This is a genomic window from Haloferax profundi (assembly GCF_001469865.1).
Taxonomy (GTDB): Archaea; Halobacteriota; Halobacteria; order Halobacteriales; family Haloferacaceae; genus Haloferax; species Haloferax profundi.
Genome location: NZ_LOPV01000221.1, coordinates 1 through 10,524, shown reverse-complemented (window position 1 = coordinate 10,524; position 10,524 = coordinate 1). Strand labels below are relative to the sequence as shown.

The window sequence follows — 10,524 nt, the reverse complement described above, 5'->3', positions numbered from 1 at the left end:
AGGGCGCGTCCCCCTCGACGTCGACCTGGTCATCGTCCGCGACGTGGTCAACTGGGAGTCACTCGTGTCGATGTACGTCTCACACGCGGTCATCACGTGGGCTGTCGTCGCCATCGTCGTCGCCGTCGTCGGAATCCACCTCTCTTCGGGGCGCGTCGAACCCCAACACACTTCTGGCCAATTCGAGGACTGATGCCAGTGAAGAACACCCGCCCAACGCCGACAATCGACCGTCCGAATCAGGTCGTCGACGCAGTGAGAGACCGAGATTACTCTCTGTGTTCGACTGCCGGGAGTCGCGTTCGAAGGGCGGATAGCACGTCTGTTGGTTCGCGTGCGAGCGTGTAGGATTCGGTCGAACCGTCGCGGAGTGTGAGGGTGAGTTCGCCGTCGTCGAACGCGACCGATTCGAGCGCCTCGTACTCGTAGACGCGCGTGTCGTCGCCGACGGCGTAGTATCGGTGTGCGAGACTGACCGTCGTGTCGTCGTGGACGACGAACGCTTCGTCGCCGACGACGAGCGTCGTCAGGTGATACTCCCGCGCCGGGTCGACCAACGCGAGTCCGCGTCCTTCTGTGGCTATCGACGAGACTGCGTCGCCGTCGCCCACACCGGCGATGTCGAGGACGGCGGACTGTCCCATCTCGATTCCTGACTGGAGAACCGACTCGGCGTTGGTGTTGACGTACCAGATACCGAGTGCTGCGAGGGCCGAACTCCCGGCGATAACCCCACCACCCTGAAGCACGTGACCGAATTCGAGGAGGAGATACCCACCGAGGAACAGTCCACCGGCGACGATCCACACCCACTGCCATCCGGCGGCCCACAGCGGTTGGAACACGTCCGCTTCGAGCGTGTCTCTACGGCCCACGAACCGGGCCTCCGTCACGTCGTCGTGCCATCATCTGAGTCACAGTTCGACTGTCGGGGACTTGGGGCTTCCTCTCTGGGGACCGGACGAGACGGGCACCGTCTCGGGGGGTCAGACCTCGAGCAGTTCGACGAGGTTCCCCTCGGGGTCGCGAAGGAAGACGATTCGCGTGCCGCTTTCGGTCGTCTGAGGGTCACTGAGTGTCTCGACGTTCGAAGGCAGGCCCTCGACGATGGCGTCGACGTCGTCGACAGCGAGGCCGAGGTGCGTCGCACCAGGTTGGTCGAGGGTCGCGTCGTCACGGGAGTCACCCTCCGGGTCGTACTCGACGAGTTCGATACGGGCGTCTCCGCCGTCGAGGTGGGCGAACCGGCCGGTGGCGTTCTCGATACCGACGGCGGTCGAAAACGCCTCGCCACCCACTTCGAAACGGTCGAGGACCGACACGCCGAGCACGTCGCGGTAGAACGTCACTGCCGAGTCGAGGTCGCTGACGGTGAGGCCGAGGTGGTGTGCAGTAGGCGTCGTCATGGTTCGTGTGCAGACGCAGACGTGCAAAGTCGCTTCGTTCGACGCAACGAGACGAGACCGTGTATCCTATACCGTCTGAACCGTCCATATACGGTACGATGGAACCGAGCGGATTACGGCACACGGAGGTACGAACGTGAGCGAAAAACTCGTCGAGTCACTCCCACCGACGGCCGTTCCCGCGTCGTTCGTGGAGGAACTCGAAGCACAGGAGGCAGTCCAGCAAGCGATTGCGGTCCGCGGATACAACCTCGAACGCGACGACGAGACCATCCCCCACGCGTATCAACTCCTCGTGAACGTTCGCGGGAAGTACATCCTCGGGTTGCACCTCTCGAACGGGCAGTGGAACATCGTCTTCGACACGCGCGACCACCCCGAACTCGCACAAGAGGGGGCACGCGCAGGGTACGAAGCAGTCCACGACGCACTCTACGAACACGCGCCTTCCGACGCCGAGATAGACTTCGAGGCGACGCCTAAGTTCTGGCACGCACCACATTGACATCCACCCCGCGCTAAAGCGCGAGGATTCCTCCGTTGAAGGTTCGCCTACCGACCCACGGAGGCAACTTGCGGGTTTGTGCGCACGTCTTTGGGACTTTCATGAGGGTGTGGTTTCCCCGACCAGTCGTGGTCGTCCCACTCGAATCGCACGGACCGTGCCATCGGCCTGATTTCGCAATCGTTGATTTCGCGAAGGAACGTCTCTGACGCCGTGAGGTCGGCGTGCCCTTCGAAGCCACACGGACACGTCAGCGTATCCCCGTGGCGAACCGTCTCCTCGTGGTCGCCACATTCTGGACACGTCTGACTCGTCCACGCTTCCGACTCGACCTCGAGGGAGATGCCGTACTCCTCACAGACACACGCGAGACGGTGGATGAACTTCTTGAACGCCCAGAAGTTGTGCGTCTTCTCGTTCACCCTGACCGACCAGTGCGCTTCCAGCACGTCGGTCAAATCGCCCACGTACACCGTCGCCACGCCCTCGTCGTACAGCCGTTCAACGAGGTCGCGCACCAGCGCGTTCTGTGCGTGGTCACGGCGTTTCGTCCGCTGTCGGTACAGTCGTCGAATCCGCTTGGAACTGTAGCGTCCCTCTCGGAGTTTCGACTGAAGGCGGGCGATTTCGTCGGTTGTCTCGCGGAACCGTCCGAACAACTCCCGACCATCGTAGAGATACTGGTTCCCAGTGGTCGTGGAACAAGCGACGAGATTGTTCGCGCCAACGTCGAGGGCGGCTTCGTGAGAAGCCAGTGGTGAATCCAGTCGAGAATCAAGTACGGTGACTGGTTGGAAAGCCCTGAACGTGTCGCTAACCTCGTCGTACTCAAGTTCCAGACGGCCCTGTTTGCCGTCCCACTTCGGGTTGCCTCTGACTTCGAGGCGGAGTCGTTCGTAGTAGCCGAGTCCGTATTCGTCTTTCAGTTCTTGCCCGACCGGGATTTCGAGACGCGACCACCTGCCCCACCGAATCGTGTACTGGTTGTTGCGGATGTGGGTGCGGAGTTCGCGTCCGTCTTCTTCGTTTCCCCAGTACGACGGTGGGTTGGCGTACTCGCCTTTCTCCTTGAGGGCGAAGAACGACCGCCACGCTTCGCTGTTCTTGCGCGTGACCTGTTGAACGGTCGCACTCCCGACGACACCGTTGTAGCGTCCTCGGTATTCGGAGGTGTCCCACACGTCACCGTCACTGAAGAAGTTCTGACGGCGCTCGTAAGTCAGTTCGTTCCACAGAGAGGCCGAAGCATCGAGTAGCCGTAGGAGGCACTCTTTGTCGGTCTCAGACTGTGGAACCACCTCGAAGGTGTTGACGCGCTTCATTCGTCGTCGTCCTCCTGTTCAGCGATGTAGCGTTCTACAGCGCCCTTCGATGCATTTCCCGCTGTTCCGACGTAGTACGAACGAGTCCACTTCACGCGGTCGTCGTACCGCTGGTTATACTTCCGCGCCGAGATGCCCTTGACCCAGTTGACGATGAGGGACGGGGCGTTCTTCGGTGGACTCCCGATGAACAGGTGTACGTGGTCGGGCATGACCTCGCACTCGGCCAGTTCGAGGTCTTTGTCTTCACAGATTTCCGCGAAGATGGTTTCGAGACGTTCCTTCGTCTCCCCCGTCAGGTGCGAACGCCGATACTGAGCGGAACCCTGTTCCGCGAGGTCAGCGGAATCTTCTATTCCGCCCGGTTTCGGTACGAACACTATGTGGTAGTAGAGTTCGTATTTCGCGTGACGGGTACTCTTTACCATCTATGTATACTATCACAGTCTGGCGGATTAAAGATTGCGTTGGAACCCCGTCTGTACCATCGTCAGCGGTTGAATACTGTTGGTCGGCTTCATCCCCGTCCTGATGGGCGAGGCTTTCGCCTCGAATTTTTCGTGATTCCCGAACTGTGGTCAGTGTCATTGATGAGTTCCGAAACCGTGGCTCCATCACAGACACTCGTGTTTCAAGTCGAGTACACCCCTGAAAATCCCCGTAAGAAGAGCAAATAATTCACTGGCTATCCGGCAGCCATCGCAGGCGAACACCAGTCCGACAGTCGCACACCTGGTTGGGGGTGGCATCGAACCATCGATTCAAGTCCATCAAACGCTCGACTGAGAGTGTCTTGTGTCGAATCACACGTGGGTGTTGTGAGTCGGCGACAGTGACAAAAAAGGGGTACAACTACCTAAAAAACACCTCTGAGAATGGTCACAAATCAGGCGATACACCCCACCAACAATGGGGTGTACTGGAGAATTGGCGATGAATGAATACAACATCGAAGATGATATGGGATCGATTGTGTACCAACCCGCTCGGAGCAAATCTGCGAAATTCAAGAGAGAGGCGTGCTTACAGCCGAATATCGGCATCACGACGGCAGCGGGAATTGGGGGAGCGATGGCAGACCAAGCAACCGGCTACACCCGTGCTGCCCCCACCAAACGAGTACACCCTTGCGGGAAATCGGCGTCCCTGTACACCCTTGAAAGCCGGGGGTGTAGCGACTGATTCACAGGCCAATATAAACCAACAAGGGTGTAGGAACAGCCCCGAATTCCCCGTGGGTGTACCGACCGACGTCCGACAACTCTGTTCGTGGACGTTCCAAACCTCAGTCGCCCACACGGTCGTCAAATACGAGTCCGTCTGTATGATTACGTCACTGGGAAGGCCACACAGGATATGTTCGTTTTCAGTACAGAAACCGCGCTGATCTCCTCACTCGGCGTTGTAGCGTCATGGACGAACTGACGACTTCTATCGACATCGACGCGCCTGCAGAGACCATCTGGCAGGTACTCGCCGATTTCGAACAGTATCCCGAGTGGAACGAGTACACCCATATCGAAGGCGAGGCAGTCGCGGGCAAGACTCTCGCTGTCGCACCCGGTCCACAGGCCGCTCGAATGCCCACGTTCAAACCGACAGTCCTCCGAGATGAGGATAGAGAACTCCGGTGGCGTGGCCACCTGTTCGTTCGAGGCTTGTTCGACGGTGAACACCGGTTCGTCGTCGAAGACCTCGGCCACGGTCGCTCCCGACTGACGCAAGCAGAGACGTTCACCGGCACCCTCGTCTGGCCGATTATCCGCCTGGTCGGTGACGATACAGAACGGAACTTCCACGCGGTGAACCAGGCGCTGAAGACTCGCGCAGAGTCGATGAGCGCGGCTCGAACCACCGCTGGCGCCGAAGACAGCCCCGACGAAGCTGCCGAAATCTGACCGCACTATCGAGACGCTGGCGGCCGCCCGAACCAACACCACCATGTCCGCAGTAACTGGGTGTCTCCAGAAGGTTCGTCGAACAGTATTTTCGTATTCTTTTCCCGTCTAGTACACAAATGGCACACTCGGTTAAAGTGCCGAATTCTTCAGTTATACTGCCGCTAACCGCATCTAAACCAGTGGAATAAACCCGTTATTTTACGTGAAATTAAATATAGACAGAACGTATGGTATTCCAACAGGAATCGGCCTGAGAAGCCGCTCGAAGTCCCGTATACGGGGGCACGATGTGGGCTCCGAGACCGGTCCTGAATAGAACAATGGATATCAAGAAATTCCTCAGCGAGTCCCGTGCAGTCTCCCCAGTCATCGGCGTCATCCTCATGGTCGCCATCACCGTCATCCTCGCCGCCGTCATCGGCACCTTCGTCCTCGGCCTCGGCGACCAGGTCGGTGACACCGCTCCGCAAGCGAGTTTCAGCTTCGAGTACGATTCCGACACGGATAACGTGACCATCACCCACGAGAGCGGTGACGGAATCGCCACCGAAGACCTGAGCATCATCGTCTCGTCTGCGCCCGGTGCCACTGTGACGCCATTCGACGGTGGTGACGACCTAATCAACGCAGGTGACACCTTCGAGGTCGACACCGGTGTCCTCGACTCCGGCGACACCGTCCGCATCGTCTGGACCTCCGAGTCGGGTGCCAACTCTGCGACCCTACAGAAGTACACCTACAACAACTGAACCGCTGACGACCTTCTGGCCCCCCATCTTTCGTTTTTCGACCACTGAACGACAGCCTCGTCCAGTGAACTGAGAGGGATACGTCGCCGAGACGCGAACGTGATTGGCAATATGAATTTATTATCTTACAGAACATCAGGATATCCCATAGGTACCGGATACAAGCGCTCAGAACGGTGAACAGTATTTTCGATTCGCCTGCTGTCGGCCGGTTTGCCTAGGAGAACACCAATGGATATCAGAAAATTCCTCACAGAGTCACGTGCAGTGTCACCGGTCATCGGCGTCATCCTCATGGTCGCCATCACCGTCATCCTCGCCGCCGTCATCGGCACCTTCGTCCTCGGCCTCGGCGACCAGGTCGGTGACACCGCCCCGCAGGCGAGTTTCAGCTTCGAGTACACGAACGACAGCGTCAACGGTGACGAGTTGAGCATCACCCACGAGAGTGGGGATGGAATCCCGGCGACTCAACTCACTGTTTCGAGTACGGTTGGGTTCGATGCCGACACTGTTTCCCCGGGATACGTAAAACGTGACGCCCACGAGTTTGGCAACTTCTCGTCGGTCGCATCGAGTGACGACATCGCCGCCGGAACCACCGTGACCGTCCTCGCAGACACTGCCGGCGACGACCTTGGCGCAGGCACCTTCCGCATCGTCTGGACCTCCGACGCTGGGTCGTCGTCTGCGACCCTGCAGAAGTGGACCGGCCCACGCGCCTAGACACGACGACTGACCCGTGAATGGACGGGTCGGTACCGTCCGTCCCATTTTCGACCATCGACACACCGACGAGCTACCTCGTTCTACAGTATTGCATATGGAGAACAAACTTATCCAGTGTCGGTTCGTACCATCCACCCAGAGACTACATGTCGACATCCGACACCACGCCGGCGGTCACGTATTTGCGTGCGCATCGCGAGGAGATTGCAGACCTCGCACTCACACTCGTCGGGTACGACACGCAGAACCCGCCGGGTGACACGCGAGCGGTCGTCGACTGTGTCGAGTCGTTCTTTTCGGACCTCGGCATCGAGACGGAACGAGTCGTCTCCGACCCCGAGAAACCGAACTTGGTCGCGACACTCCCCGGTTCCACTGACCAGACACTCCTCCTCCAGGGGCACCTCGATACGGTCCCGTTCGACGCCGACGAGTGGACGTACGACCCACTCGGTGAGCGTGACGGCGACCGAATCTACGGGCGAGGAGCGACCGACATGAAAGGTGCAGTCGCGGCGATGCTCGCCGTCGCGAAAGCCTACGTCGAAACCGACACCGTCCCCGAATCGACCATCGTCTTCGCCCTCGTGAGCGACGAAGAAGTCGCAGGCGACGCGGGACTTCCGACGCTCCTCGACCAGTACCCACTCGAAGCAGACGCCTGCGTCATCGGCGAGACGACGTGTGAAGACGGTCGGTACTCGACGACGGTCGCAGACCGTGGCAGCATCTGGTTGACGCTCCAGGCGTCCGGACAGTCTGCGCACGGGTCTCGACCGATGCTCGGAACCAACGCGATTCGCTGTCTCTGTCACGCCATCGACGACATCGAGTCTTCGCTCCACGAGATGCAGTTCGACCTCCCGCCGGTCGTCCGAGCCATCGTCGACGAATCCGTGAAGTATTACGAACCCACGTTCGGTGCCGCGGTGTCTCGTGAGTTGTTCGAGCGACCCTCGGTGAACCTCGGCGTCGTCGCGGGCGGGGAGAAAGTGAACGTGGTTCCCGACGTCGCCGAAGCACACCTCGATATTCGCCTGACGGCGGGTGTGGATACGCCTCGCGTCCTCGACACGGTCCGTGACGTCGTCTCGACCCACGACGACGTGGAGATTGGTGACGTGAGTTGGTCTATCGGCACGTTCGAAGACCCCGACGGCCCGCTTGCGAACGCCGTCTCGGCCGTCGCCGGCGACGTCACCGGCGACCGAGTCTACCGTCGAAGTGCCACCGGCGGCGGCGACGCGAAACGATTGCGAAACACCGGTATCCCCACCGTGGAGTTCGGCCTCGGGACGAACACGGTCCACGCAGTCGACGAGTTCACGACCGTCGATGCACTCGCGGGGAACGCAGAAGTGTACGCCCGACTGCCGGGCGAACTCGTCTGTCAACTCGACACCGGTACCGGGACGTTCGATTCCACAGATGTGGGAATGCTAAACACTATTATCCCCTGCGGTTCCAAATCAGGTGACGATTCTCCATGACTCCAGCGGAACTCCGTGCGTCTATCCCCGCCCTCGACGAGACAGTCTATCTGAACACCGGTGCCCACGGCCCGAGTCCAAAACGCGTCGTCGACCGGGCGACCCAGTTCCTCGAATACCACGAGTACGTCTCGCCATCTGAAGACGGGCCATATCCGACCGCGTTCGACGCCTACGAGGAGGTTCGAGAGGACGTCGCCGCGTTCGTCGGGGCCGAGACGGAAGAAATCACGCTCACACAGAGTACGACCGACGGAATCAACCGTCTCGCGACGACGCTCGACTGGGAACCCGGCGACGTAGTCGTCAGAACTGACCTCGAACACCCCGCCGGAATCCTCCCGTGGCGTCGTCTCAAGCAGGAAGGTGTCGAAGTGCGCGTCGTCGAGAGCGAAGACGGCCGACTCGATATGGACCAGTACACCGAGGCGGTCCAGGGTGCAGACCTCGTGTGTTTCAGCGCCGTGACGTGGAACTACGGGACGCGACTTCCGGTCCGCGAACTCGCAGATATCGCCCGCGAAGCGGGGGCACTCTCGCTCGTCGACGCCGTCCAAGCAATCGGTCAGTTCCCCGTCGACGTACACGAGTGGGGCGCAGACGTCGTCGCCGCCGCCGGCCACAAGTGGCTTCTCGGCCCGTGGGGTGCTGGCTATCTGTACGTCAGGAGAGAGCTAGCCGAGTCGCTCGAACCACACGCAGTCGGCTATCGCGGTGTGAAAGAACCGACGAGTGACACCATGGAGTTCGAACCCGGTGCCAAGCGCTTCGAAATCGGGACCACGAACCCCGCGCCGCACGTCGCACTCCGTGAGGCGATGGACCTCAATCGCGAGATTGGCTTCGACCGCATCGAACGACAGATTTCGGCGTTGACGGCGCAGTTCGTCGACGCCGTCCCCGAAGGGAGACTCGTCAGCCCACCCGACCCAGAAACGGGGTTGGTCTCGTTTACTGTCGACGACTCCGAGTTGGCCGTCGAACGACTCGCGGCGGACGGCGTCGTCGTTCGAACGATTCCGGAACCCGACGCTGTTCGAGCATCGTTCCACGCATTCAACGACGAATCCGACGTAGAGGCGTTGCTCGCGGGACTCAACGGTCACTGGTAACTTCCTCGCAGGTCAGGTGCCGTCACTTCACCCGGTGTCCGCGGCACAGTTCTCCTCGTCGGCGAACGTTCATAATGGAAGACGCAGAAGCCGTGAGTATGCATCCCACGGCGCAGACGTTCGCTGACCAACTGAGAGACGAATACGATTTCGACGCCGTCGTCGAAGAGTTTCCCGAAGGGACGAAGACGGCGGCCGACGCGGCGGACGCAATCGGGTGCGACGTCGCACAAATCGTCAAGAGCATCGTGATGCGCGTCGGCGACGAGACAGTTGTCGTCCTCACGAGTGGCGCGAACCGCGTCGACGAAGCGAAGTTAGCGGCCGAGTTCGAAGCCGACCCGAGCGCCGTCCGGAGTGCGAACGCGTCGGAGGTCAAAGCGGCGACCGGATGGAGTATCGGTGGCGTCCCTCCGGCGTGTCACACGTCAGACTGCCCGGTTCTCGCGGACCCGACGTTCGACACGTTCGGAGAGATTTGGGCCGCAGCAGGAACGCCCGAGGCCGTCTTCAGGCTGACTCCGGACGACCTGCGAACACTGTCGAACCCGCGCGTCGTCGACGTGTTCGAGTGAACGCCACGGTCCGAAACGGACACCACCATGTCCGCTGTTCTGGCCACCGAAACTCCGGTACGAAAGCCAGTCGTCCGCGACACCCCATCGGCGACAGTTCAGTCGGCGGTGCTCGCGAACTCGACCAGGTACTCGCCGAGCGAAGGCAGTTCGACGTGGTCGGCGCTCGTCGGTGAACCTGCCGCAGACGCTTCTTTCAAACCTGTGCCAGTCAGAACGGCAGCGACGTGGTCAGATGAGCCGATGGTCCCCCGTTCGACCAATCGTTTGGTTCCAGCGAGTGCTGTCGCCGAGGACGTTTCGACGGTAATGCCGGCATCGGCCGCCAAAGCGTGCTGTGCGGCGCGAATCTCGTCGTCGGAGACGGCGATGACCGCACCGCTGGTCTCACGTGCGGCGCGGAGTGCTCTGTTCCCACTCGGCGGGTCCGCGTTCGCAATCGAGTAGGCAATCGTCTCGCCGGCGACGACACTCGTCACCTCGTCAGCGTCCGCGTCGAACGCCTCGGCGATGGGGGCACAGGCGGCGGCCTGCACGAAGTAGAGTTCCGGAACGTCGGCTATCGCACCCGCCTCGTGGAGTTCTCGAAGGGCTTTCCACACACCGCTGGCGTGGCCACCGCTACTCACTGGCAGCACGATAGCGTCTGGAACGTCGGGAGCGAAGGCCTCACAGATTTCGAGTGCGGTGGTCTTCTGTCCCTCGACGCGGAGGGGGACGTCAGAGTTGAGAAAG

At 60.5% G+C, this 10,524-nt stretch carries 12 protein-coding genes and 1 pseudogene; 8 read left to right on the top strand and 5 right to left on the bottom strand.

Annotated features, from left to right (window positions below; all coding sequences use genetic code 11):
- A pseudogene (locus AUR66_RS21955) lies at positions 1-193 on the top strand (CPBP family intramembrane glutamate endopeptidase); the annotation flags it as partial.
- Positions 194-269: 76 nt separating this feature from the next.
- On the opposite strand, the gene AUR66_RS11205 reads toward AUR66_RS21955, so the two are convergent.
- Together AUR66_RS11205 and AUR66_RS11200 are read right to left on the bottom strand one after the other, a co-directional pair.
- Positions 270-875 carry a hypothetical protein gene (locus AUR66_RS11205; RefSeq protein ID WP_058572495.1) on the bottom strand — a complete coding sequence of 202 codons (606 nt, stop codon included), beginning with the start codon at positions 873-875 and terminating at the stop codon, positions 270-272.
- Between the two features lie 111 nt (positions 876-986).
- Positions 987-1,406, bottom strand: coding sequence for a VOC family protein (locus tag AUR66_RS11200; protein ID WP_058572493.1), 420 nt, complete (start codon positions 1,404-1,406; stop codon positions 987-989).
- A 136-nt stretch (positions 1,407-1,542) separates the two neighbouring features.
- Between AUR66_RS11200 and AUR66_RS11195 the strand changes: the two genes are divergently transcribed.
- A complete protein-coding gene (locus tag AUR66_RS11195) occupies positions 1,543-1,911 on the top strand; it encodes a hypothetical protein (RefSeq protein WP_058572492.1) in 369 nt (122 codons plus the stop codon).
- Positions 1,912-1,958: 47 nt separating this feature from the next.
- On the opposite strand, the gene AUR66_RS11190 is transcribed toward AUR66_RS11195, so the two are convergent.
- The gene (locus AUR66_RS11190) at positions 1,959-3,233 is read right to left on the bottom strand and encodes an RNA-guided endonuclease InsQ/TnpB family protein (protein WP_058572491.1); all 1,275 of its coding nucleotides are present in this window, start codon (positions 3,231-3,233) and stop codon (positions 1,959-1,961) included.
- On the bottom strand, positions 3,230-3,661 hold the full coding sequence (gene tnpA, locus AUR66_RS11185) for an IS200/IS605 family transposase (protein ID WP_058572490.1): 432 nt from the start codon (positions 3,659-3,661) through the stop codon (positions 3,230-3,232). The genes AUR66_RS11190 and tnpA overlap by 4 nt, the downstream gene beginning before the upstream one ends.
- 984 nt (positions 3,662-4,645) lie before the next feature.
- On the opposite strand from tnpA, the gene AUR66_RS11180 reads away from it, so the two are divergent.
- The 6 genes from AUR66_RS11180 to AUR66_RS11155 all read left to right on the top strand — a co-directional run bounded on the left by AUR66_RS11180 (position 4,646) and on the right by AUR66_RS11155 (position 9,789).
- Positions 4,646-5,131: an SRPBCC domain-containing protein gene (locus AUR66_RS11180; protein WP_058572489.1), complete on the top strand. Its 486-nt coding sequence runs from the start codon at positions 4,646-4,648 to the stop codon at positions 5,129-5,131.
- Positions 5,132-5,454: 323 nt separating this feature from the next.
- Entirely contained in the window at positions 5,455-5,883 is a 429-nt protein-coding gene (locus tag AUR66_RS11175; protein ID WP_058572488.1) for a type IV pilin, read from the top strand.
- A gap of 231 nt (positions 5,884-6,114) precedes the next feature.
- A complete protein-coding gene (locus AUR66_RS11170; RefSeq protein ID WP_058572487.1) occupies positions 6,115-6,609 on the top strand; it encodes a type IV pilin in 495 nt (164 codons plus the stop codon).
- 149 nt (positions 6,610-6,758) lie between these two features.
- Complete coding sequence (locus tag AUR66_RS11165; RefSeq protein WP_058572486.1) at positions 6,759-8,102, top strand: M20 family metallopeptidase; 1,344 nt, start codon at positions 6,759-6,761, stop codon at positions 8,100-8,102.
- Positions 8,099-9,214: an aminotransferase class V-fold PLP-dependent enzyme gene (locus tag AUR66_RS11160; RefSeq protein ID WP_058572485.1), complete on the top strand. Its 1,116-nt coding sequence runs from the start codon at positions 8,099-8,101 to the stop codon at positions 9,212-9,214. The genes AUR66_RS11165 and AUR66_RS11160 overlap by 4 nt, the downstream gene beginning before the upstream one ends.
- A gap of 98 nt (positions 9,215-9,312) precedes the next feature.
- Positions 9,313-9,789, top strand: coding sequence for a YbaK/EbsC family protein (locus AUR66_RS11155; RefSeq protein WP_058572494.1), 477 nt, complete (start codon positions 9,313-9,315; stop codon positions 9,787-9,789).
- A gap of 98 nt (positions 9,790-9,887) precedes the next feature.
- Here the strand turns inward: AUR66_RS11155 and AUR66_RS11150 are convergent.
- Positions 9,888-10,524: pyridoxal-phosphate dependent enzyme (locus AUR66_RS11150; RefSeq protein ID WP_157533075.1), on the bottom strand; the 637-nt coding region annotated here is incomplete at its 5' end.

Excerpts from the sequence above, each read along its gene's own strand:
- AUR66_RS11155 (WP_058572494.1), top strand. The coding sequence starts at position 9,313 with ATGCATCCCACGGCGCAGACGTTCGCTGACCAACTGAGAGACGAATAC.
- AUR66_RS11165 (WP_058572486.1), top strand. The coding sequence starts at position 6,759 with ATGTCGACATCCGACACCACGCCGGCGGTCACGTATTTGCGTGCGCAT.
- AUR66_RS11175 (WP_058572488.1), top strand. The coding sequence starts at position 5,455 with ATGGATATCAAGAAATTCCTCAGCGAGTCCCGTGCAGTCTCCCCAGTC.
- AUR66_RS11190 (WP_058572491.1), bottom strand. The coding sequence starts at position 3,233 with ATGAAGCGCGTCAACACCTTCGAGGTGGTTCCACAGTCTGAGACCGAC.
- AUR66_RS11180 (WP_058572489.1), top strand. The coding sequence starts at position 4,646 with ATGGACGAACTGACGACTTCTATCGACATCGACGCGCCTGCAGAGACC.
- AUR66_RS11160 (WP_058572485.1), top strand. The coding sequence starts at position 8,099 with ATGACTCCAGCGGAACTCCGTGCGTCTATCCCCGCCCTCGACGAGACA.
- AUR66_RS11170 (WP_058572487.1), top strand. The coding sequence starts at position 6,115 with ATGGATATCAGAAAATTCCTCACAGAGTCACGTGCAGTGTCACCGGTC.
- AUR66_RS11200 (WP_058572493.1), bottom strand. The coding sequence starts at position 1,406 with ATGACGACGCCTACTGCACACCACCTCGGCCTCACCGTCAGCGACCTC.
- tnpA (WP_058572490.1), bottom strand. The coding sequence starts at position 3,661 with ATGGTAAAGAGTACCCGTCACGCGAAATACGAACTCTACTACCACATA.